Here is a 25,238-nt window from a genome sequence, read left to right as displayed (position 1 = left end):
CGCCGCTGTTCAAACCACCGGGCAACCCCAGCCGTCATAATCCCCGCCCTGTGCCTGGGCCAGCTCCATCAGTTCGATGGACACATCGTCCATGTTGTCCGGACGGTCGCGACGCTGGAAAAGCAGGGGGAATGCCTCGTCATCTTCCTGCCCGGTGACCCGGAAACCGAGAGCCGTCACGGCCAACGCAAAACGAATGCGGGCAGCGGCGTCCGGGAAATAGGCGAAATGGTCGACCATGCGCGGCTGATCCATGTGGTCGCCATGACTTTCCAACTGCTCCCGAAGGTCACGATTGGCCATTCGCTGCCGGTCGTGGGCGCTGGGATAGAGGAAATCAAAATAGACGCCCCATTGCGGGTCGGGGCGGCATCCGGTCGTGTAGTCATAATCCGGAAAAGTCCGCATGGCCCTATCCGCCCACGCCTCGAATGCGGATTCATCTGCGATATAAAAATAGAAACCGCGATAGCCGTCCGTGGTACAACGCCCCACATAGAAAGTCCCTCCAGCCGCCGTGGCGGCATTCGACAGGACATCTTCTATGGATTTCAGCGCTGCGAATTCTTCGTTGCTGGAAAGCCCGTCGGCACGGGGCTGGCGCATGGCGACATTGACATAGGCCATGATAGCGTAATCCGGCATCGGCGCGTCGGCGGCGATGCCCATGTCAAGCATGATGAAGGCGGGATTGTCATCGACGCGGAGATGGTAAAAGTCCCAACGATCCGTCATCGCCCCCCTCCCATCACCCCTTCGGCAGCACCACCGGTGTGGCATAGGCGCCGATGGGCAGCACGCTGCCGGCGCTGTCGCCCAGTCGCTGACGGGCGGCGGCCAGCCGGGGGTCGTCAAGCGGCACGAAACCTTCGACCTCCACCAGATGCACGGCCCCGCCGCCACCGGGCAGATGGTGGGTGCGCAACTGCAAGGTGGCGAATCCGGCGCCTTCCAGCACATCCTTCAGCCGGCCGCGGCTGACATCCTGGGTCACTTCCACGGCCAGAAGCGTGCGGTCGTCGCCCGTGGCTTCCATCGGCACGGCGGCCAGGACCAGGGCGTCACCGCCTTCGCGGCCCACGGACTGTCCTTCCACACGCAGGAAGGGCAGGCGCGCGATGATGCGCGGGGTCTTGGGATCGGGCGACAGGATGAACCGCCACCACGGATCATTGTCATCCTCCTCCGGCCAGGGCACGACGGCCAGCGTCGCCGTCCCTTCCGACACGGCGCGCAGGGCGGCCATGGGCGTGTTCACGGCGAAGGTGGGCGTGGTGGAGCCGAAATGGTCGCGGGCATTGTCCCAGAGCGGGCTTTGCACATCGTTCGGGCAGACCACGGCAACGCCCAGGGGACCCTGGATCCGGGTCAGGGCGGCGATCATCTCCCGCCAGATGCGCACAAGGGCATCCACGGGAAAGGCGCCGCTGTGCCGTTCCACCAGATTGCGCACGATCTCCGCCTCGCGGCCGGGGCGGATATGGGGGCGGCCGGGCGGTTTGACCTTGGCCACCACCTCCACCACCTGCGCGCGGCGCATCAGCAGCGTGTGGATCTCCGCATCGATCAGATCGATCTGGCGGCGCAATTCATCCAGGGTGGGTTTGGTGGACATGCAGGGCCGGGCTTTGGTCCTTCGGGAGGCGGATAGTATTAGGCGGGATGCCCTCCCGAAATCAAAGAAAACATTGACACCCGACGCCCCCCTTCATAGCTGTTGTGCCCCAGCCCGGCAGGGCCCCTGGGGGCCCGCCATACCGGGTCGCACGACCGGACGGGACCGCCAGCAACCATGACCGTTGCCTTCGACGCGACAAGCCAGGACCCAAGCCAAGCCGCCGTTTCGGACCCGGCCGGAACCGTGCGCCTGGGAACCGACCAGCCGCTGGAACTGGATGGCGGTGGCGCCTTGACCGGTTTCCGGCTGGCCTATCGCACCTATGGAACCCTGAATGCCGACCGGTCGAACGCCGTGCTGGTCTGCCATGCGCTGACGGGCGACCAGTATGTGGCCGAACGCCACCCCGTGACGGGCAAGCCCGGCTGGTGGGACCTGATGGTGGGTCCCGGCAGGCCCGTGGATACGGACCGGTTCTTCGTCATCTGCTCCAACGTCATCGGCGGCTGCATGGGCAGCGAGGGACCGAAGGAGATCGACGCCCAGACCGGCGCCCCCTGGGCGCTGAATTTTCCCGTGATCACCATCGCCGACATGGTGCGCGCGCAGAAGGCGCTGATCGACCATCTGGGCATCGACCAGTTGTTCTGTGTCATCGGCGGGTCGATGGGCGGGATGCAGGTGCTGCAATGGGCCGTCAGCTATCCCGACAAGGTCTATTGCTGCCTGCCCATCGCCACCGCCGCCCGGCACAGCGCGCAGAACATCGCCTTCCACGAGGTGGGGCGGCAGGCCATCATGGCCGATCCCGACTGGCGTATGGGCGACTATCTGAACCAGGGCACGCGGCCCACCAAGGGCCTGTCGGTGGCGCGCATGGCCGCGCACATCACCTATCTGTCCGAACCCGCCCTGCACCGGAAATTCGGACGCAACCTGCAGGACCGCAAATCCATCACCTTCGGTTTCGACGCCGATTTCCAGGTCGAAAGCTATCTGCGCTATCAGGGGATCAGCTTCGTCGAGCGGTTCGACGCCAATTCCTATCTCTATATCACGCGCGCCATGGATTATTTCGACCTGGCGGTGGACCATGGCGGGGTGCTGGCCAACGCGTTCCGCGTCAAGGGGCCAGACGGGCGGCTGACCGGCACGCCCGTGAAGTTCTGCGTCATCAGCTTTTCCAGCGACTGGCTGTTCCCCACCGGCGAAAGCCGGGCCGTGGTCCACGCCCTGAACGCCGTTGCCGCCAATGTCAGCTTCGTCGAGGTGGAGACGGACAAGGGCCACGACTCCTTCCTGCTGGATGTGCCGGAATTCTATCAGGTGGCGAGAGGCTTTATCGAAGGCAATGCGGCACGGCGCGGCATCGCCGCCAAGGTTGGGTGACAGACATGGCCGTGACCTCCCTGCTGCCGCCCGTCGGCACCATCCGCAGCGATCTGGAAAGCATTGTCGACTGGGTGGAACCCGGTTCCCGCGTGCTGGATGTCGGCTGCGGCGACGGTGAGTTGTTGCACGCCCTGGTGCATCGCAAGCAGGTGGACGGGCGCGGCATCGAACTGTCCATGGACGGGGTGCGGGCATCGGTGGCGCGCGGCCTGGCCGTGATCCAGGGCGATGCCGACACCGACCTGAAGGATTATCCCAGCGACGGGTTCGATTATGTGATCCTGTCGCAGACACTCCAGGCCACGCGCAACCCGCGCACGGTGCTGGACCATCTGGTGCGGATCGGCCGGCATGCCATCGTGTCGGTGCCGAATTTCGGCTATTGGCGCGTGCGGGCCGACCTTGTGTTCCGCGGGCGCATGCCGGTAACCGACCGGCTGGGCCATGAATGGTATGAAACCCCCAATATCCATTTCTGCACCATCGCCGACATGGTGGATCTGTGCCGCGACATGGGGGTCACCATCGAACGCAGCCTGATTTTGGGTGCCGATGACCGGCCCGTTCCGGCCCCCGCCGACAGTTTCCGCGCCAACTGGCTGGGCGTTCAGTCCGTCTTTCTGCTGCAGCGCGGTTAAGGAAATTTCGTATAGACCATACATAAGGTTATAAACGTACTTTTCCCCTTGCCCCCTACCGCCTTTGGGTGCAGTCTTTTGTGACGGTTCGGCGGCAAGCGGGTGACAGTACAGCCCCCCAGCGCATTCCCCGCCCTCTTGTTGCCGAACCGCCCCCTTTGACCCTGGCCCCGCCAAACCGGCGGTGCTGATTGGATGGGAGGCCGAAAGACATGCTCCAACCCCGACGCGTCTATGCCGAGTCCTGCGCCGACATGGCCGGCAACCTGCGCCGCGCGCGCCAGCGCCTGGAGCGACTGGAATATGTGTCCACGGCCCTGATGGGATTGTCGCTCGCCCTGTTGGTTGGGGCCGCGATGATGTGAGGGGTGGGCGGTATCTCCGTGCCGCCACGCCCCGGGTTGCCCTGTTCCGTAAGTTTTCTGCTAACCTGTACGGCCCCTGGCATTGCCCGGGGCCGTTTTTCTGTCTGACGCTACCGAGGGGGTCGACCCGTGCGCTATCTGTCCTGGATCATCACCCTGCCATTGACGGCGCTGGCCATCTCGTTCGCCGTGTCGAACCTGACGCCGGTGCAACTGGCGCTCTGGCCCCTGGTCGGATCGGTGGAGGTGCCGGCCTTCGCCCTGGTGCTGGTCACGCTGGTGGTCGGGTTCTTCGCCGGGGGGTTGACCGTCTGGCTGGGCCACCACAGCCACCGCCGCGCCGCACGTCAGCATCAGGCCCGCGCCGACCGGTTGCAGAAGGAACTGGACGCCGCCCGGGCGCCTAAGCCGGTGGATACGCCCTGAGGTCCCCCTCCCCCGCCACAGAGGTGGGGGCTTCTCCGTCGCGCCTGTTTCAACCCGCCTGTTTTTCCGTATCGCCGTCCTTGTCCGCGCTCTGCTGCTGCCCCGCCTTGGCCTGGGCGATCTGGGCCAGACGGTTGCGATAGGCCGTGACGGCGCCGCGCACCTCATTCTCCACCAATGTCAAATCGACACGGCGGGAAGTCAGCGCGGCCAACCCGATGGCGGCCGCGCGCAGGGGTTGCACCCCGATCAGCGGCCGGCCGGGGGCGGATTTGAACAGGTCCAGCGTGGCCCGGATGGTGGCCGCATAGGATTCCGCCTGCCCGCGCAGGTCGTTATCCGGCCGCAGCCGGCGCATCAGATCCTCCAGCGCCACGCCGGCGCGGACCAGATGGTCAGCCGCCATGCGATCGGCCCCCACCATCAGGCCGGGACAGGCGAAATCGATCAGGAACGCCACCTGGAAACCCGCGCGCACGATCTTCTGGACATTGATGGCTTCCATGGAATCGGCGATGGCCTCGGCCGCCCGGTTGCGGTCGAACTGGCCCGATGCCTTCAGGCGCAGGGTGTTCGGCACCTCGAACAGCGGAATCTGGATGCCTTCGCGCGGCTGCCGGCGGCGGTCGGGGCCGATATAATCGGCGGTGACGACGAAGTTCTTGCGCGCTTCGATCAGGTTGATCAGCCGGTCCTGCACCTGTTTGGCGCTGAACGGCTTGACCATGATGTCATCGGCGCCGGTGGCGTTGAACCGCATCAGCAAGGGCTGCGTGGGTTGCCATGTGGTGGCGATGACGCCGATGAAGGGGTTGTGCGGCGCCTGCGCATGGCGAAGGCCCTGCACAAATTTCAGCCCCTCCGGGTCCGGCGCATCGGCATCGATGAACAGCAGGTCGGGCTGGATGGCGATCATGGCGGTGGCCACGTCGGCGGTGCCGGCCAGATCCAGGATCTTCTCAACGCCCAGGCGCGCCAGGATGCCGCGCAGGAGGCGCCGGGTGTTGACCTCGCGATCAACGACGACCACGGCCAGCGAACGGAAATCATAGTCAGGCATGGGCCGGCCCTCCCAGGCCGGAAGACGTCGGGATGCTCACGCCCCCCTGCGTTTCAACCAGTTCATATAGCCAGCATGTGCGGCCGGGCAAGGAGACGGGCCTGCCCGTGGCCGTAAGCCAGACGCCGGGCAGCGCCGTGGGCCGCCCCTCCTCATCGCCGGTATCCAGCAGGCAGCGCCACCCTTCGCCCCCCGGCAGGGCGGGCAGGATGAAATCGGCCGCCGCCTCCCCCGCATTGACGATCAAAAGCAGCACCCCATCCAGCGAGGGGGTGCCGTCGACCGCCAGATGCGGCCCCGCCCGGCCGTTCAACAGCAGGCCCAGGCAACGGGCCTGCCCGTCGCGCCACTGCTCCGCGGCCTTTTCCACCCCTTGCGGGTTGATCCAGGTGATGTCCTTCAGCCCGTCCGGCGACACTTCCCGCCCGTGCAGGAAGCGGCCCCGGCGCAGCACGGGATGGGTACGCCGCAGGCCCGTCAGGCGGGCCACGAAGCGGGTCATCGCCCGTTCATCCTGCCCCACGCCGGGCCAGTCGATCCAGCTCACCTCGTTATCCTGGCAATAGGCGTTGTTGTTGCCCTGCTGGCTGCGCAGCAACTCGTCACCCGCCGTCAGCATGGGCGTGCCCTGCGACAGCAGCAGTGTGGCCAGCATGTTGCGGGCCTGCCGGTGGCGGACGGCCTTGATCACCGGATCGTCTGTCGGCCCCTCGACCCCGTGATTGTTGGAGAAATTGGCATCATGGCCGTCACGGTTGCCCTCCTGGTTCGCCTCATTGTGCTTGGCGTTGTAGGAGACGAGATCGGCCAGGGTGAAACCGTCATGGCTGGTGACAAAATTGACGCTGGACCAGGGGCGGCGGCGGGCATTGTCGAAAATGTCGGCCGACCCGGTCAGGCGCGCCGCCAGTTCCGGCAGCATGCCCTCATCCCCGCGCCAGAAACGGCGGACCGTGTCCCGGTACCGGTCGTTCCATTCGCTCCAGCCCGACGGGAACTGTCCCACGCGATAGCCGCCGGGACCGATATCCCAGGGCTCCGCGATCAGCTTCACCCCCGCCAGCACCGGGTCCTGACGCACGGCATCCAGGAAACCCGCCCCGCTGTCATAGCCATGCGCCTCGCGAGCCAGGGTCGTTGCCAGATCGAAACGGAACCCGTCGACATGCATGTCGACCACCCAGTGGCGCAGGCTGTCCATCACCATCTGCAACACGCGCGGGTGAGCCAGGTTGAGGGTATTTCCGGTACCGGTATGATCCTGGTAGAAGCGTTTGTCGTGCGGATGCAGCAGATAATAGCTGGCATTGTCGATGCCGCGGAAGGAGAGCGTGGGTCCCAGATGGTTGCCCTCGCCCGTGTGGTTATAGACCACGTCCAGGATCACCTCGATCCCCGCATCATGCAGGCGGGCGACCATGTTCTTGAATTCCCGCGTCGACCGCCCCGTCATATAGCGGGGTTCGGGCGCAAAGAAGCAGATGCTGGCATAACCCCAGTAATTATGCAGCGAGCGTTCCACCAGATGCCGGTCGTCGGTGAAGCCATGGACAGGCAGCAATTCCACCGCCGTAACGCCCAGCGCCTTCAGATGGTCGATCATCGGCTGACTGGCCAGGCCCGTGAAGGTGCCGCGCAGGCCGGGCGCAATGTCGGGATGGCGCAGCGTCTGGCCGCGCACATGCGCCTCATAGATGATCGTGTCGGTCCAGGGCACGCGCGGACGGCGTTCCAGGCCCCAGGTGAAGGCGGGGTCGATCACCCGGCATTTCGGCATGCCGCGCGCATTGTCGCGACGGTCAATGGACAGGTCTTCGCGTGCCGCCCCCATGCGATAGCCGAAATGCGCATCCGACCAGCGCATCGGCCCTTCCAGCGCCTTTGCGTAAGGGTCCAGCAGCAGCTTGTTGGCATTGAAGCGATGCCCGCGCGACGGATCGTAAGGCCCATGGACACGATAGCCATAGAGCAGGCCCGGCCGCGCTTCCGGCAGATAGGCATGCCAGACATCGTCGGTGCATTCCGGCAGGGTGATGCGTTCGATCTCCCGGCTGCCATCGCTGTCAAACAGGCAAAGCTCGACCTTTTCCGCATGCGCGGAGAACAGGGCGAAATTGACACCCAGACCGTCCCAGGTCGCCCCCAGAGGATCGGGGCGGCCCGGCCAGACGATGGTGCGCGCGGCGCCGGTGGATCGCATGGGATCTGGGGTACCTTCCTTGCCGGATCGACAGGATCACAGCATGCCAAATCTGCATGGCCTGCGCCAAGAGGTTGCGCACAGGCCAGACCCGATCTGTTAACGAATTGTTTCTCCGTCGGCACCGGTTGCCATCGCCGCCCGCCGGTGCAGCACGGTTTCACGGTGAATGATGTACAGGCCCGATGCCGCCACGATGGCGCAACCGGTCCAGATGGCAGTATCGGGCACTTCGGCGAAGAACAGATAGCCGAATCCGGCGGCCCAGATCATGGCCACATATTCGAACGGCGCCAGCAGTGACGGGGCGGCCAGACGGAAGGCCTGGGTGAAGACGATCTGCGCCACCCCGCCCACGATCCCGACCAGGGCCAGCAGCAGCAGCCCCTCCGCATCCGGTATCCGGAAGCCGGGGATCATGCAGACGCCGCTGACCAGACCCAGGGTGGTGACAAAATAGAAGGTGATGGCCCCGTTGCTTTCCGTCCGGCTCAGGGCGCGGACGAACAGCATGGACAGGGCATAGAAGAAGGCAGCGCCCAGCGGGATCAGCGCCAGCAGGCTGAACACGCCCTGTCCCGGCCGCATCATCACCATGACGCCGCCGAAGCCGACCAGCACCGCCAGCCAGCGCCGCCAGCCCACCTTTTCCTTCAGCACCGGCACCGACAGGGCCGTCATGAACAAGGGCGCCGCGAATCCGATGGCATAGACATCGGCCAGCGGCATGACCCCGAACGAATAGAAGAAACCATAGGCGGCCGCCACGCCCATCAGGGAACGCGCGGCATGGGCGGTCACGCTTTTTGTGCGCAGGCTGATCAGCCCGCCGGTGCGCGCGATCAGGATGCCAATGGGCAGAAGCGAGAAGGCGGCCCGGAAAAACATGATCTGCCAGGTGCCGTAATCGGCCGACAGATACTTGATCAGCGTATCCATGATGCCGAACAGCAGCGTGGCCAGCACAAAGAAGCCGATGCCGGCCAGCGACCGTCCTTCCATCAGGTGCATTCCCGCTTGGCGGGGGCCGTCACCTGACGGCCCAGCACGGTCTCGCGATAGAGGATGTAGAGGCCGCTGGAAATCACGATGGCCAAACCGATGAACAGGGTCCGGTCAGGCACATCGCCGAAGACCAGATAGCCGAACAGCACGCCCCAGATGATCTGTGTATATTGGAAGGGCGCTGCCACGGCCGCCGGCACCTTGCGGAATGCGGTCAGCAGACAGACGAAGGCCACGCCGCACAGGGTGCCGCCCAGCGCCGACAGGCCCAGATCATGCAGCGTCGGCATGCGCCCCAGCCAGGGCGTCATGGCCCCGAACACCGTGCCGCTGGCCAATGTCGCATAGAAGGCAAAGGACACGCTGGTTTCGGTATTGCGGGCCAGACGCGTCACCAGCATGCCCACCGAATAGAACAGCGCGCCCGCCAGCACGGCCAGCGAGCCCAGATTGATCAGACCGCTGCCGGGCCGCAGCATGACCAGCACGCCGATAAAGCCCACACCGATGGCCGACCAGCGGCGCCAGCCCACCGGTTCCTTCAGGATCGGTACCGCCAGGGCCGTGATGAACAGCGGCGCCGTGAAGGCCAGCGCATAGGCATCGGCGATCGGCATGCGCGAATAGGCCCAGAAGGCAAAAAAACTGCTGAACAGGCCGCAGGTGGCGCGGATGACATGATAGACCGGCCGGCGCGTGCGCAGATTATTGTACAACCCGCCGAAGATGGCGGCATAGGCCAGGATGGGGCCCAGCGCGAACAGGCTGTTCAGCGCAATGATCTGCGGCACGGAATAGCTTTTGGTCAGCAGCTTGATGGTGACATCCATCCCGCTATAGAGCGCGAAGGCCACAAAGGCGAGCGCAATGCCAAGCGGGAAATTCTCTTCTCCCTGCCGGGCCTGGGGACGGGCGGTGACGGTGGTCATTGTTATGATATCGGTATCGGGGAAACGGGCTGTGGGGAATGGTACGGGCAGCCATCGTGCGGGAACAGCCCCGTCCCACGCATGTCGCCCCTGCTATCGCCCCATGGAGATTGGAAAGACCCGCGTTTTGAGAGAAGAACGGACAGTTTCCCGGACAGCAATGGCGGTATGCGATGAGCGGCATCACCATCACCCTTCCCCAGCAGGGCGATTTCGAGGAGTGGCAGCGCCTGTGGACGGCCTATCTTGCCTTCTACGGCACCAGCCGGGACGAGGCGCTGTTCCGCCGCAACTGGGCGGAATTGCTGCGGCCCGACGGTACAATCCGGGGTTTCGTAGCGCGCGGGGCCGATGGCCGGCTGCTGGGCATCACCCATTTCATGTTCCACGCCACGGCCTGGGCCGACGCCCCCGTCTGTTACCTGCAGGATCTGTATGTGGATGACGCGGCGCGCGGCCTGGGCGCCGGGCGCACCTTGATCGAGGCGGTGGCCGATGCGGCGCGGAAGGCCGGCGCCGTCCGGCTCTACTGGCTGACGCACGAAGATAACGGCACCGCCCGCGCGCTCTATGACCGGGTGGCCAGTTGTAAGGGCTTCGTGCGCTACGATTACGATCTGTGGACCTGAGCCGGGATCACAGATCCTCCAGCTCCGGCAGGCGTAGGTCCTTCGCGCCGGCGCAGCGGATATCGGTGATATTGGCCCCATCCAGCGCCAGTTCGGTGCAGATGGCGCCCGTCAGGTCGGCGCTGATCAGGTCCGCCCCGCCCAGATCGACACGGGTCAGGTTGGCGCCGGCGAAGAAGGCCTGCACCGCCTTGGCCTTGCGCAGGTTGGCGCTGCCCAGATCGGCGCGGTCGAACCGGGCGCGGCACAGGTTGGCGGGCCAGAGCCGGGCGGCATTGCTCTGGATCTGTACCGGTCCCAGATCGGCGCGCACCAGGATGGCGCCCGAACAGGTCGCGCGTTCCAGGCTGGCCCCGCGCAGGTCGGCCGCCGTCAAATCCACGCCGCGCAGATCGGCCAGCGACAGGTCGGCCATGGCCAGGGTGGCACCCGACAGGTCGGCCCCGCGCAGCATGGTCCGGTGCATCAGCGCGGCCGACAGGGTCTGTCCTGACAGGTCACGGCCCGACAGATCCACACCCGACAGGTCGGCGCGCATCCCGTCGCGCCCCTGGCTGTCCACCCAGATACGGTGATCGGCCAGGATCTGTTCCAGCGAACGGCCGTCGGTGGACAGTTCCCGCGACAGGATGGCCCCGTCCAGGTCGGCGGCACGGCGGGTGATGTCATCCATGATGACGCCGATCAGGTCGGCGCCCAGGAAACGGGTCGCGTTCAGTTCCGCTCCCGTCAGGTTGGCCCCCGACAGTTTCGCTCCCGACAGGTTGGCTTCCCGCAGGTCGGCCCCGGTCAGGTCGCACCCCGTCAGGTTGGAATTGGACAGGTTGGCACGGACAAACTTGGTCCCGCGCAGGATCGCGTCCGTCAGGTCGGTCTGCATGACGAACGCGTTGGAGATCTTGGCCCGCGACAGATCGGCGGCGCGGATGGTCGCGACCGACAATTCGGTATTCACCGACACCGTCTCGAACTCATGCGCGGCGATGTCGCCATTCTTGCGCACATGCATGATGGTGCCGTCGCGCAGATCACTGTCGGACAGGATCGCCTCGGTCAGGACGGCCCCGCGCAGACAGGCGCCGCGCAGGTCGGCCTTGCGCAGGTCCGCCCCTTCCATATTGGCCAGACGCAGGTCGGCGGCATAGAGCGTGGCGCCGGCCAGATTGGCGCCTTCCAGCCTTGTGCCGAACAGCTTGGCCCCCGACAGGTCGGCATCCGACAGGTCAAAGCGCGACAGGTCCATGTGCGACAGATCGCGCAGCTTCAGGTTGGCACGCGCGCCGCCCGCCTGACGGCGGACAAAGGCCTGATGGCGGCTATGGATGGTCTGCAGCTCCGCGACCGTGATCTTCGACCGGTCCGGCCCCCGCCCGATCGTTTCTGCCATCTTCCCCGCGCCTCCACCAAAACCGGGCCTCTGAATGTGAGGCATCGCCCAATAGGGATTCAACAGGAACTTTACTCAGTATCCATAAAGCTTGGAAGCCCGTCCCCCCGCGACTTGACAGACGTCCCCGACTTCAGACCGGGCCCAGCGTCCACGACACCGCGATGATCTATCCTGGTTGCGAATGTATGGAATTTATACGAAAGGATGGTCTTTCGCTAATTTCCCAACCCCGGATTATCAGATACTCCAAGGAAACTTACCAGCCGGTCGAATACAGCCGCAGGTAATCGATTGAGGAGGATCAGATGTTATTCAAGAACAGGAATGCGCCGCAGGATGCCGATGGCGAGGCCACCAAGCAGATGGATCTGCTGGGGAAATTCGCGGGCGTCGGTCTGTGGGACGCGGTTCTGCATAACGGCGATCCGATGCATTCGCAAAGCCGTTGGCACTGGTCGGATGAATTCCGCCGCCTGGTCGGCTTTGACCATGGCGATCTGCGCGGCTTCCCCAATGTTGTCGGGTCCTGGGCCGACAGGCTGCACCCGAGCGATTCCACACCCACCTTCGAGGCTTTCAGCGCCTGTCTGAACGATCGCAGCGGACGCCAAGGCTATGACGTGACCTACAGGTTGCGGATGAAGGACAATTCCTATCGCTGGTTCCGCGCCATCGGCGGCGTGACACGCGATGCGCAGGGCCGGCCGTTGCGCGCCTGCGGTTCCCTGATTGATATCCATGCCGAGAAAAGCCAGTTGGAGCGCATGGATCTGCTGGACCAGCATGCCGGTGTCGGCCTCTGGGACGCGGTGTTGCATGATGGCGACGCCATGCATCCGCAAAGCCGGTGGCGCTGGTCCAACGAGTTCCGCCATCTGGCGGGCTTCCGCGACCAGAATGATTTCCCCGATCTGGTCAATTCCTGGTCGGACCGGCTGCATCCGGAGGATAGCGGTCCTACCTTCGACGCTTTCGGCGCCTGTATGGCCGATACGACCGGCCGCACACCCTATGACGTCACCTACCGCATGAAGACCAAGGATGGCAGCTATCGCTGGTTCCGCGCGGTCGGCGGCGTGGCCCGCGATCATCAGGGCCGGCCGCTACGGGCCTGCGGCTCGCTGATTGATATCCATGCCCAGAAACTCGCCGAACTGAAGCAGCAGGACGCGGAACGGGACCGGCGGCGCGCCATCCTGGACATCGCCGACACCCTGACCACACGGGTGGAGAATTCCGCCAACCGCGCCAACGCCAATACCCAGACCGTGGCGTCCGCCACCGAGGAACTGGCGGCCTCCATCGCCGAAATCAGCGAACGTGCCACCAAGGCCGCCACCGCCGCCGCCAATGCATCGACCGAAACCACCCGGACCAACGGGGCCGTGCAAGCCCTGGTCACGGCCAGCGACCGGATCGGCGTGGTGGTGAAGTTGATCAACGATATTGCCAGCCAGACCAACTTGCTGGCCTTGAACGCGACGATCGAGGCGGCGCGGGCCGGTGATGCGGGCAAGGGCTTCGCCGTCGTCGCCACGGAGGTGAAATCCCTGGCCAAACAGACGGCCAGCGCCACCGACGAGATCGCCGAGCAAATATCCTCGGTGCAACAGGAGGCAAACCGCGCCGTCACCGCCATCCGCAGCATCGGCGCCATCATCAACGACGTGCAGGGCATTTCCGCCACCATCGCATCGGCCGTCGCAGAGCAGGATGCCGCCACGCGGGAAATCGCGGTTTCCGTCAGCCATGTCGCCCGCGACATCGGCGAAGTGTCGGACAATGTGCGCGAGGTGACACAGCAATTGCGCGGCTCCGGTCATTAGGCCGGAACAATGCAGGGGTGGCCGGACAAGCCGGGGATGCAGCCCAGCATCTCTGGCGGGGCAGTTGACTCGTCACACGCCATCCCTGTATCAAGCACCGCAACCCATTATGGGTGAACAATTCGGCACCGAGGTGCCCCGCCGGTCCGCGAGTGTCGCGCACTGGCGCTTTTGCGTTTGGGCATACCCCATTCACAAAGGCGAAAACGGGACGTCCAAGGCGCCGGGATGGAAGGCAACGGATGTTCGACGGACTGACGGGACGGCTTGGCGATATTTTCGACCGCCTGCGCAAGCGCGGGGCGTTGTCGGAGGATGACGTCAACGCGGCATTGCGCGAAGTGCGCATTGCCCTGCTGGAAGCCGACGTCGCCCTGCCCGCGGTCAAGGCCTTCGTCACCGGCGTCAAGGAAAAGGCCATCGGGACTGAGGTGCTGCGCGGCATCAATCCCGGCCAGATGGTCATCAAAATCGTTCATGACCATCTGGTGGAACTGCTGGGTTCCCAGGTCGAAGACCTGAACCTGGAGGCCGTGCCCCCGGTTCCCATCCTGATGCTGGGTCTGCAGGGGTCGGGCAAGACCACCACCTCGGCCAAGATCGCCGTCCGCCTGAAGAATCGCGACAAGAAGAAGGTGCTGCTGGCCTCGCTGGACACCCGCCGTCCGGCCGCGCAGGAACAGTTGCGCATCCTGGGTGAACAGACGGGTGTGGCCAGCCTGCCCATCATCGCTGGCCAGCAGCCGGTGGAGATCGCCCGGCGCGCCATGGAAGTGGGCCGCCTGGAAGGGTTCGACGTCGTCATCCTGGACACCGCCGGCCGTCTCGCCATCGACGAGGAGTTGATGGCAGAGGTCGTGGCCATCCGCGACGCCACCAAGCCGGTGGAAAGCCTGCTGGTCGTCGACGCCATGACCGGTCAGGACGCCGTCACCGTCGCCACCAATTTTAACGACCGCGTCGGCATCACCGGCATCGTCATGACGCGCATCGACGGCGATGCGCGCGGCGGTGCCGCCCTGTCCATGCGCCATGTGACGGGCAAGCCCATCAAGCTGATGGGCATGGGTGAGAAGACCGACGCGCTGGAGCCGTTCCACCCCGACCGTATCGCCGGCCGCATCCTGGGCATGGGCGACGTGGTCAGCCTGGTGGAAAAGGCTGCCGAGAGCATCGACAAGGAAGAAGCCGAAAAGCTGGCCAAAAAGCTGGAAAAGGGCGGCTTCGACCTGGAGGACATGCTGTCCCAGATGCGGCAGATCCGCAAACTGGGCGGCATGGGCGGGATGATGAACCTGCTGCCCGGCATGGGCAAGATCAAGGAACAGCTCAAAAACGCCAATATCGACGAGAAAATCCTGGACCGCCAGGAAGCCATCATCCTGTCGATGACCAAGAAAGAGCGTAAGAAGCCCGACATCCTGAACGCGTCGCGCCGCCGCCGCATCGCCATGGGTGCCGGGGTGACCGTCGCCGACGTGAACCGCCTGATCAAACAGTATCAGGACATGTCGGAAATGATGAAGAAAATGAAGAAGATGGGCCAGAAGGGCCTGCTGCGGCAGGGCCTTGGCGCGCTGATGCCGAAGGGCATGCGCTGATGTCCGTCACCGCCGAAACCCTGATGCAGCGGTTCTCGCTGGACAGCCTGTGGTTCGACGCCACGCTGGCAGCGCTGCTGCATGGGGTGAACAGCACGCTGTTTGCGGGCGTCCACCGCGATGGCCCGGCCCTGCGCCGTCTGGCCGGGCTGGTCGGCTTTGTCGCCCTGACCGTGGCGCTGTCGGTGCTGGCCGGGCGCGGCTGGGCGCTGGGCTTTCTGGCGGCATCCACTGCCTTCGTCTTCTATTTCCACGCTGTCTGGCTGCCCAATCATGGGGTCAATGGCTGGACCGGGGAGCCGCGCGACCGGTTCCTGTCTCTGACCCGACGGAAGAACCGGGCATGACCATTCAGGTACGCAACCCCACGGCCCCCGAACACGCCACGCTGCTGACGCCGCGTCTGGTACTGCGCCCGCTATCCTGGGCCGATACCGACGCCATGCACGCGATCCTCAGCGATGCGGAGACCATGCGCTACTGGTCCCATCCGCCCGTCACCTCCATCGAGGAGACGAAGGCGTCGATGGAAAAGGCGCTGGTCGAGGATGATACGGTCCGCACCTGGGCCGTCACCACCGATGGCCATGCCTGCCTGGGCTGGGTCACGCTGTTCAGCGTGCGCGATGGTATCGGCTGGGTCGGTTACGTGCTGTCGCCCGCCGCGCGCGGCAAGGGGTATGGTGAGGAAGCGGTGGCCGCCGCCCTGAACCATGCGTTCGGCGCCTGGGGCCTGCACCGTGTCGCCGCCAATATCGACCCGCGCAACCACCGTTCCGCAGGATTGCTGCTGCGCCTGGGCTTCACCTGGGAAGGCACGCAGCGTCAGGACTTTGTCTATGGCGGCACCTATCTGGATACCGGCGTCTTCGGCATCCTGGCCTCCGATTGGGAAAAGCGGCGGCTGAACCCGCCGTCCCCCCTGCCCACGCTGCGCCATGGCCCGGCCGTGCTGCGCCCGCTGAAGGCCAGCGACGCCGATGCCATGCATGCCGCCTATGGCGATCCTGACAGCATGCGTTACATGCCGCATCAGGCCCATGACAGCGTCGAGCAGACCCGCGACAAGATGCTGTCCATGGCGTCGGGCGCACGGGCCGGCTGGCACTGGGCCATCACCACCGATGGCGGGGACTGCCTGGGCTGGGGCCTGCTGCTGAAGGAGACGCCGGCACAGGTCAATCTGGGCTATATCCTGACGCCCGCCGCGCGCGGCAAGGGTCTGGCCAAGGCCGCCACCGCCGCCATGCTGCGCTATGCCTTCACGGTTCTGAAGAAGAACCGGGTAGAGGCAGAGATCGATCCGCGCAACACCGCATCGGCCCGCGTGCTGGAAGCCAATGGCTTCGTGCGCGAAGGCATCCGCCGGCAGGGCTATGTCCGTCTGCATGGCGAGGTGGTGGATAATTGTCTTTACGGAATCCTGGCGTCCGAATGGGCGGCAGCGAATGGCGGGGATGAACCATGACCCGCCAAAAGGAACATCGCCGCCGGGGCTGATCTGATCCCGTGGCGATTATCTCTCAACCCAGATCGTTTCATCTTTTGTAAGCAAGGAAGACCAACATGTCCGTTAAGATCCGTCTGGCCCGCGGTGGCTCGAAGAAGCGTCCGTTCTACTCCATCGTCGTCGCCGACAGCCGCGCCCCGCGCGATGGCGCCTTCATTCAGAAGGTCGGCACCTACAACCCGATGCTGCCGAGCGACAACCCGGCCCGCGTGACCCTGAACGAAGAAGCCATCAAGGGCTGGCTGTCCAAGGGCGCGCAGCCGACCGACCGCGTCGCCAAGTTCCTGGGCAAGGCCAACCTGATCGAGGCCCCGGCCATCATCGAAAGCCCGAAGAAGTCCGCTCCGAAGGCCAAGGCCCAGGAACGCGCCAAGCTGGCCGCCAAGGCCGCTGCGGCGGAGTAATTCGCCCTCTTGCGCCGGGCGCCGCCATCCGGCGGCTTGGCTTACGCGACCATGGGGTCGCGGGCCGGCCGTCGCCGACCTCCAGCGGCCATGTCCCATGGCCGCTGGTTTGCGTTTGGTGTTTGATGGGGCGGCTCGTTCCGGGCCGCTCCATCGTTGGAGTTTAAAGATGACCGACCGCATTTGCGTGGCCCAGATCATCGGATCGCACGGGGTTCACGGCCGCCTGCGGGTGAAGAGCTTCACCGCCGATCCCGAGGCCGTGTTCGATTACAACCCGCTGACGGATGAAGCCGGCGCCCGCAACTTCACGCTCCGCATGACTGGGATGGGCAAGGACCATTTCCTGGTCGAAGCCGTGGGCGTGAAGGGCCGCGATGCCGCCGATGCGCTGAAGGGCGTCAAGCTGTTCGTGCCGCGCGACCGGCTGCCGGGGCTGGAGGATGAGGACGAGTTCTACCACGCCGATCTGATCGGCATGGAAACCGTCACCGAGGGGCCGGAAGGCGATGCCGCCTTTGGCACCATCAAGGCCATCCATGATTTCGGCGCCGGCGACGTTCTGGAACTGGTGCATGTGTCGGGCAAGACGGTGTTCATCCCGTTCTCCCGCACCTGTGTCCCGCTCGTGAACGTTAAGGCGGGCCGCGTCGTCGTCGACCCGCCCGTCAACCTCTTCACCCCGGCCCGTCCGGACCCGGAAGAGTTGGCGGAAATGGGCGGCAAGCTGACGCTGGACGACGAAACGGCGGAAGAGGCGCCTGAGGGCGAGGCGTCCGAGGGTGAGGAGACCGGCGAGAGCCGTTGATCCCATGACCCTGTCCCAGGCCCCTTTCTGGCACGTGACCGTGCTGACCCTGTTCCCGGAGATGTTTCCCGGGCCGCTGGGGCTCAGCCTTGCGGGAAAAGCGCTGGAAAAGGGCACCTGGACGCTGGAAAAGCTGGACATCCGATCGTTCACGCGCGATAAGCACCGCTCCGTGGATGATACCCCGTTCGGCGGCGGCCCCGGCATGGTCATGCGCCCGGATGTGCTCGATGCAGCCATCCGTGACGCAAAGGCCAGGCAGGAGGCAGCCGGTTTGAAACCGGGCCGGATCGTCTACCTTTCACCGCGTGGACGCGTGTTGGACCAGGCGCTGGTACGAGAAATCGCCAGCGAAGGGACCCTGACATTGCTGTGCGGGCGGTATGAGGGGATCGACGAACGGGTGATCGAGGAACATCGCCTGGAGGAGGTCTCCCTGGGCGATTTTGTGCTGTCCGGTGGTGAACCGGCGGCCCTCTGTCTGATCGACGCCGTGGTCCGGCTGCTGCCGGGTGTCATGGGCAATGTCGAGACGGCGGGGGAAGAGAGTTTTGAACGGGGGTTGCTGGAGTACCCCCATTATACGCGGCCACCCGTCTGGAATGGCCGTGCGGTGCCGGAGATCCTTTTGTCCGGTCACCATGAGAAGGTCCGGGCTTGGCGGCTCGAACAGGCGGAAAAGATCACGGAGGCCCGACGGCCCGACCTGTGGTCCGACTACCTGGCCAGCCGTCCGGCCCCAAAGGTGAAGAAACGTCGAGCCCGTCGGGCATCGGCCGAGCCAACCAAAACCATCGCAACCCCGGACGGGAACGGTGGCAGTATCGAAGGATGAGTACCATGAACATTCTGCAGAAGCTGGAAGCCGAACAGGTCGCCAAGCTGTCCGAAGGCAAGAAGATCCCGACCTTCTCCCCCGGCGACACCGTGAAGGTGAACGTGAAGGTCACCGAAGGCACGCGTGAGCGTATCCAGGCCTATGAAGGCGTTGTGATCGCCCGCAAGAATGCCGGCATCAATTCCAGCTTCACCGTCCGCAAGATCTCCTACGGCGAAGGTGTGGAGCGCGTGTTCCCGCTGTACAGCCCGCGCGTCGACAGCATCGAACTGGTCCGCAAGGGTCAGGTCCGTCGCGCCAAGCTGTATTACCTGCGTGGCCTGACCGGCAAGTCCGCTCGTATCGCCGAGCGCACGACGGGCCGTGGCATGAAGAACGGCCGCTCGATCGCCGAGTGATTGTTCCAGCCTCTGGGCTGACAGGAAACACCCCGCCGAAGCGATTCGGCGGGGTGTTTTGTTTGGGCCGGTGCCATTGTGAATGTCCATGGTGGGCTCAGGAAAGTCACGCTTGTAATTGAGAATGATTCGCAATACCCTGAAGATATCGAGGGTCAAGGATGTCTGGAGGCGGCGATGAGCGATATGGCGCTGTGGTGGCCCGATCTTGCAGCGGGGACGGGACAGCGAACGGTTTGCGTGGAAGAGGACACGCATGATCAACGCGTGCGCCTTCTGGCCGATCTCCAGGATGGCGGTACCGTCTTTACCCTGTCACGGGGGGAACAGTTGCTGCTCTGGTCGGCCCGCCGCTGGCGCCACGGGCGGTATCGTTGGGACCAGGTGGAGATGGAGTTTAGCCGCCTGTTGCCCGGTGGCTGGACCGATGCGCTGATCGCCTGGGAAGAGGCGATGGAACAGTTGCATCAATATCCCGTCGGGGGCCCCGATATCGGCAATGGCTGCCGTTCAGCCCTGTCCACGGATGAACGTGCGTTGCTGACCTTGGTGGCCGTGCTGCAACGGGGTCCGTCGGCGCGGGTGTCGGCGGCATGGCTGCTGGGGCATCTGGTGCCACCGGCGCGCCAGCGCGATCTGGCGGGGCCGCTGCTGGCGCTGGCCACCGCCCTGTCGCTGGCCGGGATGGAACTGCCCTTGCGGACCCGCCCCCTCCCGGCCACCGCTGTCAGCGTTCGATCTGCAAGTAGCTGACGGGCAGCAGATCCCAGGGGAAATAGATCCAGGTGTCCTGGCTGACCTCGGTGATGAAAGTATCGACCAGGGGGCGGCCGGCGGGCTTGGCATAGATGGTGGCGAAATGCGCGTTGGGCAGCAGCTTGCGCACATAGGCCGCCGTCTTGCCGGTATCGACCAGATCATCGATCAGCAGCCAGTCCTTGCCGCCATCGGTGACGGCGTCGGCGGCTTTCAGCACGCGGATTTCGCCCTGCGTCTGATGGTCATAGCTCTTGACCGAAATGGTCTCCACCACGCGGATGTCCAGTTCGCGGGCGATGATGGCCGCCGGGACCAGACCACCGCGGGTGATGGCGATGATACCCTTCCATTGGGTGTGATCAGCCAGGCGCCAGGCCAGCGCCTTGGCATTGCGGTGCAGTTCTTCCCAGGTGACGGGGAAGTTCTTGTCGGGGTTCTGGATCTTGTTGCTCAAGGCGGGCCTGCTATCATGGGTTTCGGGCAGGAATAGCCGATGCCAGGCCATACGGCAATCATGTGAGATCGGCTTTGCGCACAAGCCGCACAAAATCCCGTTGCAATCCCCCTCCGCATCGGATACAAGCGCCACCTCACCGGACGGCACCCCTCACCGGGTACCGGAAATCGGAAAATGCGCGCCCGTAGCTCAGCTGGATAGAGCACCAGACTACGAATCTGGGGGTCAGAGGTTCGAATCCTTTCGGGCGCGCCATTCCGATCTTATTCATGCCGGTCGATCATGGCGTTGCGCCCGTAGCTCAGCTGGATAGAGCACCAGACTACGAATCTGGGGGTCAGAGGTTCGAATCCTTTCGGGCGCGCCATTTCAAAAATCAACCGATATCAGACCTGACTTACCCCTCGATGGGTGGCACAACCTTGTTGGCCTGGGCGCGTTGGATCGCGCACTCGCGGGCGAGGAAATCCACCAGGGCACGCACCGACGGCAACAGCCCGCGGCGCGATGGGAAGACGGCATGCACGATGGCGGCCGTTGGCCGCCAGTCGGGAAAGACCTGCACCAGCCGGCCGGCCCGGACATCATCCCAGATCATGATGGTCGGCAAGAGTACGGCGCCGACGCCCGCGATGGCCGCCATGCGCAGGACCGTGAGGTCGTCCGTCACCAGGCGCGGTGAATGTGGGACGGTCGCCACTTGGCCATTGGCATGATGCAGTTGCCAGGCGTGGTCACGACGCGGCGGTCCCTGATCCAGGCTGGGCAGGTTGGGCAGGTCGGCGGGCGTGGCTGCACTGTTCACCACGCCAGGTGCCGCAACCAGGCATACCGCGCTGTCATCCAGACGCCGCATCACGAGGTCGGTTGCCTCAAGCGGCGGAAACCGCACCCGGATGGCCAGATCGAACCCTTCCGCGATCACATCGACGCGGCGGTTGGTGCTCTCCAGATGCACCTGCACGCCCGGATTCTGCATCATGAAGCGCGCGATCAGTTCGCCGAACTGGAAAGACAGCAGGCCGGTGGGACAGCTCATGCGTACCACGCCGCGCGGTTCCGACTGCACCTCGGCAACAATCTGTTCCGCCGCTTCCGCCTCCACGAGCATGGCAACGCAACGCTCATGGAACTCACGACCGATTTCCGTCACGGAGAAGCGGCGTGAGGAACGGTTGAGCAGGCGAACGCCCAACCGTTCCTCCAGAAGGAGGATGCGGCGGCTCAGTCTCGATTTCTGGATACCGAGCGCCCGTCCCGCCGATGAAAAGCCACCATGGTCAACAACGGCGGCGAAGTAACGAAGGTCGTTAAGGTCTTGCATCGTCCTTTTCATAGGACAATGCGTCCCAACACACAATCTTTTTGGATCATCGTTGCAATGATACCCCTTTTTCCTGTCACGAACACCGGATGACAGGGAAGCGAGGGGCAACCATGGCCAGACAGATTCTGGGTCGCTACGGCAATAATCGCCCGCATTGGGTGGGCGATGGTTTCCCCGTCCGATCACTGCTCACCTATAATACGCTGGGCGGCCATATCAGCCCGTTCCTGCTGCTCGACTATGCCGGGCCGCACAGTTTCGAACCGACGGCCCGCCGGCGCGGTGTCGGCGATCATCCGCACCGGGGCTTCGAGACGGTCACCATCGTTTACGAGGGTGAGGTGGAGCATCGTGATTCCACCGGCCATGGAGGTGTGATCGGTCCCGGCGATGTCCAGTGGATGACGGCCGCCAGCGGCATCATCCACGCCGAATACCACTCACCCGCCTTTGCCAGGACGGGCGGCCCCTTCCGCATGGTGCAGCTCTGGGTCAATCTGCCGGCGAAGGACAAGATGGCGCCCGCCGGCTATCAGGGTCTGCTGAAGGCCGACATCCCCGTCGTGAACCTTCCCGGCGGCGCCGGCAGAGCCCGTATCATTGCCGGCGCCTATCGCGGTGTGCAGGGGCCGGCCAGAACCTTCACGCCGATCAATGTCTGGGACATCAGCCTGAAGGCCGATGCGGATCTGACGCTCGACCTGCCGGCCGGTCACACGGCCATGATCGTGGTCCTGACCGGACATGTGACGGTCAATGACGGCCATGCGGCCGGCGAAGCTGAGGTCGTGCTGTTCGATCGCAAGGGCGGGGATGTCGATATCCATGCCGATGGCGACGCCACCTTGCTGATCCTGACCGGGGAGCCGATCGACGAACCGATCGTGGGCCACGGGCCGTTCGTGATGAACAGCGAAGCGGAAATCCGTCAGGCCACCGAGGATTTCGCCCGCGGGCGCTTCGCCGCAGCCAGATGACCGGGGGCCAAACCCGGCCTCTTCCGTACCTGTGACGGGTCGCGCGCTCGTCCCTTCACTTGATCCGTGGGCCTTGGCCCCTTCAGCGCATGCATCTCCACTTCATGAAAGATCTGCCTATGGCTAGCGAAGCAATCCGCAATCCCCAGACAGACCAGCTTCTCACGCCTGAGAATTCGGCCTTTATCATCATCGACTATCAGCCGATCCAGGTCTCCTCGATCCGCTCGATGCCGCGCGATGAGCTGGTGTTCAATATCGTGAGCACCGCCAAGGCCGCGGTGAATTACAATCTCCCGATCATCCATTCGACAGTCAATGTCGCGACCGGCCGCAACAAGCCGCCCATCCAGGCTTTGCAGGATGTGCTGGGCCATCTGCCGACCTATGACCGTACCTCGATCAACAGTTGGGAGGATACGGGGTTCAAGCAGGCGGTGAAGGCACTGGGCCGGCGCAAGCTGATCATGACCGCGCTTTGGACCGAGGCCTGCCTGACCTTCCCGGCGCTCGACGCGATCCAGGAAGGGTATGAGGTCTATGTGCCGGTTGATGCGGTCGGCGGCACCTCGCTGGCCGCGCATGAGGCGGCCTTGCGCCGCATGGAGCAGGCCGGCGTCAAGCTTATCAGCCGCGTCCAGATGTATTGCGAACTCCAGCGCGACTGGGCGCGCGAGGCGACCGTGCCCGGCTTCATGGGCGTCTTCGACAGTTTTGACGGTTTCAATCCCGAGAAGTCGGCCCACGGGGCCACCGGCGCCTGACGCCTCACGGGTGGCGGCCGGTATCCAGTCGCCACCCGTTCACCATCCATATAACAGAGGTGACAATCCATGACCGCCCGCACCGGCCTTGGCGCCTTGCTGCGTCCCGAAGACTCACTTGTCCTGCTGATCGACCATCAGGCGTTCCAGTTCGCCAACCTGCACAGCCATGAACCGACCATGGTCATCAATAATGTCGTTGGCCTCGCCAAGATGGCAAAACTGTTCAACGTGCCGACCCTGTTGACGACCGTCCTTGAGGATCGCGGCGGCAAGCTGATCCCGCAGCTTCAGGCGGTCTATCCCGAACAAACGCCGATCGACCGGACCACGATCAATACCTGGGAGGATCAGCGCGTCGTCGATGCCATCAAGGCGACGGGCCGTAAGCACCTGGTCATCGCCGCACTCTATACGGAAATCTGCCTCGCCATGCCGGTGATCCACGCGTTAGGTGAGGGGTATGAGGTGACCATCGTCACCGATGCCTCGGGCGGCGTCACCAAGGAGGCGCACGACATGGCAGTGCTGCGCCTGGTCGCCGCCGGAGCCAACCCGATGACCTGGATGGCGGTCGGCTGTGAATGGCAGCGCGACTGGGCCCGGGCGGAAACCGCCGGCGGTCTGGCTGGCGTGCTGGTCGACCATGGTGGTGGCAGCGGCATTGCCTTCATGTGGGAACAGCAATTGCTCAACACACCGGTTCCCCCCTCAGATGGAACAGTGGCGGCCTGACGCGGTGTAAGAATCCAACCTGCGATGCGGGAAACCTGTCGCAGGTTGGCGGGCGCGGCGAGCGCCAGCACACCCCTGCCCCGTTCAGGCCTGAAAACGGGCGCGCCATTGGTCAAGAATCGGACCCATGGCGTTATCCGGTGGGAACGGGCAATTCCCGGACAAATGCGATAACCGCGGCCGTCATGGCGATTCCCCTTTTCATGACCGGCGAACGGGTCTATATACCCATCATCTTTATCCCATACGGACCGGCCCGCAACCAGCGTTGGCGGGGCGGTCTGCTTTGCGGGTGGGCCTTTGGCCCGCCTTTTTGTTTATCTGGGCTTCGCTTATCCGGCACATGCCGGTTCGGCGGTTGGAGTTGGAACACGAATGGACGTGCTGGAACGCATCGGCGGCATCATCACCCCCTCGGTCGAGGCCATGGGGTATGAGATCGTGCGCCTGCAGATTTCCGGTGGACAGCGGCCGACCCTGCAGATCATGGCCGACCGCGCCGATGGCGGGGCCATGACGGTGGATGATTGCGCCGATATCAGCCACGCTGTTTCGGCCCTGCTGGACGTGGAGGACCCGATCACATCGGCCTACACGCTGGAGGTTTCCAGTCCCGGTATCGACCGCCCCCTGACCCGCCTGAAGGATTTCGAGCGGTTCAAGGGTCTGGAGGCCCGGATCGAAACGGATCTGCCGCTGGATGGGCGCAAGCGTTTCCGCGGGACCCTGTACGGGGTCGAGGGCGAGAATGTGCTGATCGCGCTGGACGCCAAGAGCTCACAGCCGCCCAAGCGCAAGCCGGGGGCCAAGGTGTCCGCCAAGGCCAAGCCCGTGGAGATCGATCCCGGTCTGGTGGAGGTGGCGGAAATCCCCTTCGTGCAGATCGCCAAGGCCAAGCTGGAACTGACCGACGACCTGCTGAGCCTGGCGGCATCCGAACAGGGACTTGCCGCCGGCACCGAAGGCGGACAGATGGACGTTGACGATACGGCGCGGCCCGTGAAACGTCCGAAAAACGAACAGACGGAACCGAAGGCCGACAAGGTTTCCAAAAAGAAGGGTCCGGGGCGTTTCGCCCGCAAGGGCCGTGACGATGAGCAGGATGTTGTGACCACCGATGGCCCCTCCGACGCCGATACCGGCGCCGGGGCGGTCTGACGACCAGGATAGAAGGCAGGGTTC

Annotated in this window: 27 protein-coding genes and 2 tRNA genes; 20 read left to right on the top strand and 9 right to left on the bottom strand. The window is 64.5% G+C overall.

Annotated elements, in window-relative coordinates:
* Positions 1-9: 9 nt before the first annotated feature.
* Both KBA48_RS06075 and KBA48_RS06070 read right to left on the bottom strand, forming a co-directional pair.
* Complete coding sequence (locus tag KBA48_RS06075) at positions 10-735, bottom strand: DUF695 domain-containing protein (RefSeq protein WP_292904229.1); 726 nt, start codon at positions 733-735, stop codon at positions 10-12.
* A 13-nt stretch (positions 736-748) separates the two neighbouring features.
* The gene (locus tag KBA48_RS06070; RefSeq protein WP_292904228.1) at positions 749-1,615 is read right to left on the bottom strand and encodes a chorismate mutase; all 867 of its coding nucleotides are present in this window, start codon (positions 1,613-1,615) and stop codon (positions 749-751) included.
* A 177-nt stretch (positions 1,616-1,792) separates the two neighbouring features.
* Here KBA48_RS06070 and KBA48_RS06065 point away from each other — a divergent pair, with 177 nt between their 5' ends.
* The 4 genes from KBA48_RS06065 (at position 1,793) to KBA48_RS06050 (ending at position 4,439) form a co-directional block, all read left to right on the top strand.
* The gene (locus KBA48_RS06065; RefSeq protein WP_292904227.1) at positions 1,793-3,007 is read left to right on the top strand and encodes a homoserine O-acetyltransferase; all 1,215 of its coding nucleotides are present in this window, start codon (positions 1,793-1,795) and stop codon (positions 3,005-3,007) included.
* 5 nt (positions 3,008-3,012) lie between these two features.
* Entirely contained in the window at positions 3,013-3,648 is a 636-nt protein-coding gene (gene metW / locus KBA48_RS06060) for a methionine biosynthesis protein MetW (protein ID WP_292904226.1), read from the top strand.
* A 212-nt stretch (positions 3,649-3,860) separates the two neighbouring features.
* A complete protein-coding gene (locus KBA48_RS06055) occupies positions 3,861-4,013 on the top strand; it encodes a hypothetical protein (protein WP_292904225.1) in 153 nt (50 codons plus the stop codon).
* Positions 4,014-4,142: 129 nt separating this feature from the next.
* Positions 4,143-4,439: a lipopolysaccharide assembly LapA domain-containing protein gene (locus tag KBA48_RS06050; protein ID WP_292904224.1), complete on the top strand. Its 297-nt coding sequence runs from the start codon at positions 4,143-4,145 to the stop codon at positions 4,437-4,439.
* Between the two features lie 49 nt (positions 4,440-4,488).
* Here the strand turns inward: KBA48_RS06050 and KBA48_RS06045 are convergent, their stop codons facing one another.
* From KBA48_RS06045 to KBA48_RS06030, 4 genes are all read right to left on the bottom strand, one after another.
* The gene (locus KBA48_RS06045; protein WP_292904223.1) at positions 4,489-5,499 is read right to left on the bottom strand and encodes a response regulator; all 1,011 of its coding nucleotides are present in this window, start codon (positions 5,497-5,499) and stop codon (positions 4,489-4,491) included.
* The gene (gene glgX, locus KBA48_RS06040; protein WP_292904222.1) at positions 5,492-7,699 is read right to left on the bottom strand and encodes a glycogen debranching protein GlgX; all 2,208 of its coding nucleotides are present in this window, start codon (positions 7,697-7,699) and stop codon (positions 5,492-5,494) included. The genes KBA48_RS06045 and glgX overlap by 8 nt, the downstream gene beginning before the upstream one ends.
* A gap of 99 nt (positions 7,700-7,798) precedes the next feature.
* The gene (locus KBA48_RS06035) at positions 7,799-8,701 is read right to left on the bottom strand and encodes a DMT family transporter (protein ID WP_292904220.1); all 903 of its coding nucleotides are present in this window, start codon (positions 8,699-8,701) and stop codon (positions 7,799-7,801) included.
* Positions 8,701-9,633, bottom strand: a complete 933-nt coding sequence (locus KBA48_RS06030; protein ID WP_292904218.1) for a DMT family transporter — start codon at positions 9,631-9,633, stop codon at positions 8,701-8,703. The genes KBA48_RS06035 and KBA48_RS06030 overlap by 1 nt, the downstream gene beginning before the upstream one ends.
* A 173-nt stretch (positions 9,634-9,806) precedes the next feature.
* Here KBA48_RS06030 and KBA48_RS06025 point away from each other — a divergent pair, with 173 nt between their 5' ends.
* Entirely contained in the window at positions 9,807-10,262 is a 456-nt protein-coding gene (locus KBA48_RS06025) for a GNAT family N-acetyltransferase (RefSeq protein WP_292904216.1), read from the top strand.
* 7 nt (positions 10,263-10,269) lie between these two features.
* On the opposite strand, the gene KBA48_RS06020 is transcribed toward KBA48_RS06025, so the two are convergent.
* Complete coding sequence (locus KBA48_RS06020; RefSeq protein ID WP_292904214.1) at positions 10,270-11,649, bottom strand: pentapeptide repeat-containing protein; 1,380 nt, start codon at positions 11,647-11,649, stop codon at positions 10,270-10,272.
* A 308-nt stretch (positions 11,650-11,957) separates the two neighbouring features.
* Between KBA48_RS06020 and KBA48_RS06015 the strand changes: the two genes are divergently transcribed.
* The 9 genes from KBA48_RS06015 to KBA48_RS05975 all read left to right on the top strand — a co-directional run bounded on the left by KBA48_RS06015 (position 11,958) and on the right by KBA48_RS05975 (position 19,790).
* Complete coding sequence (locus KBA48_RS06015) at positions 11,958-13,478, top strand: PAS domain-containing protein (RefSeq protein WP_292904212.1); 1,521 nt, start codon at positions 11,958-11,960, stop codon at positions 13,476-13,478.
* A 242-nt stretch (positions 13,479-13,720) separates the two neighbouring features.
* Entirely contained in the window at positions 13,721-15,079 is a 1,359-nt protein-coding gene (gene ffh / locus KBA48_RS06010) for a signal recognition particle protein (RefSeq protein WP_292904210.1), read from the top strand.
* The gene (locus tag KBA48_RS06005) at positions 15,079-15,426 is read left to right on the top strand and encodes a hypothetical protein (RefSeq protein WP_292904208.1); all 348 of its coding nucleotides are present in this window, start codon (positions 15,079-15,081) and stop codon (positions 15,424-15,426) included. Before ffh ends, KBA48_RS06005 begins: the two co-directional genes overlap by 1 nt.
* Positions 15,423-16,547 carry a GNAT family N-acetyltransferase gene (locus tag KBA48_RS06000; protein ID WP_292904206.1) on the top strand — a complete coding sequence of 375 codons (1,125 nt, stop codon included), beginning with the start codon at positions 15,423-15,425 and terminating at the stop codon, positions 16,545-16,547. The genes KBA48_RS06005 and KBA48_RS06000 overlap by 4 nt, the downstream gene beginning before the upstream one ends.
* Positions 16,548-16,645: 98 nt before the next feature.
* Positions 16,646-16,993, top strand: coding sequence for a 30S ribosomal protein S16 (gene rpsP, locus KBA48_RS05995; RefSeq protein ID WP_292904204.1), 348 nt, complete (start codon positions 16,646-16,648; stop codon positions 16,991-16,993).
* Positions 16,994-17,162: 169 nt separating this feature from the next.
* On the top strand, positions 17,163-17,801 hold the full coding sequence (gene rimM / locus KBA48_RS05990) for a ribosome maturation factor RimM (RefSeq protein WP_292904202.1): 639 nt from the start codon (positions 17,163-17,165) through the stop codon (positions 17,799-17,801).
* 4 nt (positions 17,802-17,805) lie between these two features.
* Positions 17,806-18,636 (top strand): tRNA (guanosine(37)-N1)-methyltransferase TrmD, encoded by an 831-nt coding sequence (gene trmD, locus KBA48_RS05985; protein ID WP_292904200.1) that lies wholly within the window; start codon positions 17,806-17,808, stop codon positions 18,634-18,636.
* A gap of 5 nt (positions 18,637-18,641) precedes the next feature.
* Positions 18,642-19,037, top strand: a complete 396-nt coding sequence (gene rplS / locus KBA48_RS05980) for a 50S ribosomal protein L19 (RefSeq protein WP_054170536.1) — start codon at positions 18,642-18,644, stop codon at positions 19,035-19,037.
* 177 nt (positions 19,038-19,214) lie between these two features.
* Positions 19,215-19,790 (top strand): hypothetical protein, encoded by a 576-nt coding sequence (locus KBA48_RS05975; protein ID WP_292904196.1) that lies wholly within the window; start codon positions 19,215-19,217, stop codon positions 19,788-19,790.
* On the opposite strand, the gene gpt is transcribed toward KBA48_RS05975, so the two are convergent.
* Complete coding sequence (gene gpt / locus KBA48_RS05970; RefSeq protein WP_292904194.1) at positions 19,765-20,250, bottom strand: xanthine phosphoribosyltransferase; 486 nt, start codon at positions 20,248-20,250, stop codon at positions 19,765-19,767. The two genes, KBA48_RS05975 and gpt, sit on opposite strands and share 26 nt — an antisense overlap.
* Positions 20,251-20,431: 181 nt before the next feature.
* Between gpt and KBA48_RS05965 the strand changes: the two genes are divergently transcribed.
* Positions 20,432-20,508: transfer RNA gene (locus KBA48_RS05965), tRNA-Arg, on the top strand.
* A gap of 35 nt (positions 20,509-20,543) precedes the next feature.
* Positions 20,544-20,620 (top strand) — tRNA-Arg (locus KBA48_RS05960).
* A 30-nt stretch (positions 20,621-20,650) separates the two neighbouring features.
* Here the strand turns inward: KBA48_RS05960 and KBA48_RS05955 are convergent.
* Positions 20,651-21,577 (bottom strand): LysR substrate-binding domain-containing protein, encoded by a 927-nt coding sequence (locus tag KBA48_RS05955; protein WP_292904192.1) that lies wholly within the window; start codon positions 21,575-21,577, stop codon positions 20,651-20,653.
* Between the two features lie 113 nt (positions 21,578-21,690).
* On the opposite strand from KBA48_RS05955, the gene KBA48_RS05950 reads away from it, so the two are divergent.
* The 4 genes from KBA48_RS05950 to rimP all read left to right on the top strand — a co-directional run bounded on the left by KBA48_RS05950 (position 21,691) and on the right by rimP (position 25,214).
* The gene (locus KBA48_RS05950) at positions 21,691-22,557 is read left to right on the top strand and encodes a pirin family protein (protein ID WP_292904190.1); all 867 of its coding nucleotides are present in this window, start codon (positions 21,691-21,693) and stop codon (positions 22,555-22,557) included.
* A 119-nt stretch (positions 22,558-22,676) separates the two neighbouring features.
* Positions 22,677-23,321: a hydrolase gene (locus KBA48_RS05945; protein ID WP_292904188.1), complete on the top strand. Its 645-nt coding sequence runs from the start codon at positions 22,677-22,679 to the stop codon at positions 23,319-23,321.
* 69 nt (positions 23,322-23,390) lie between these two features.
* On the top strand, positions 23,391-24,056 hold the full coding sequence (locus KBA48_RS05940; protein WP_292904186.1) for a hydrolase: 666 nt from the start codon (positions 23,391-23,393) through the stop codon (positions 24,054-24,056).
* Between the two features lie 375 nt (positions 24,057-24,431).
* Positions 24,432-25,214: a ribosome maturation factor RimP gene (gene rimP, locus KBA48_RS33005; protein WP_367273813.1), complete on the top strand. Its 783-nt coding sequence runs from the start codon at positions 24,432-24,434 to the stop codon at positions 25,212-25,214.
* Positions 25,215-25,238 lie beyond the last annotated feature (24 nt).

It is taken from the genome of Niveispirillum sp. (genome assembly GCF_017996735.1).
Taxonomy (GTDB): domain Bacteria; phylum Pseudomonadota; class Alphaproteobacteria; order Azospirillales; family Azospirillaceae; genus Niveispirillum.
The sequence above is the reverse complement of the archived record's forward strand: the minus strand, read 5'-3'. Positions and strand labels throughout refer to the sequence as shown.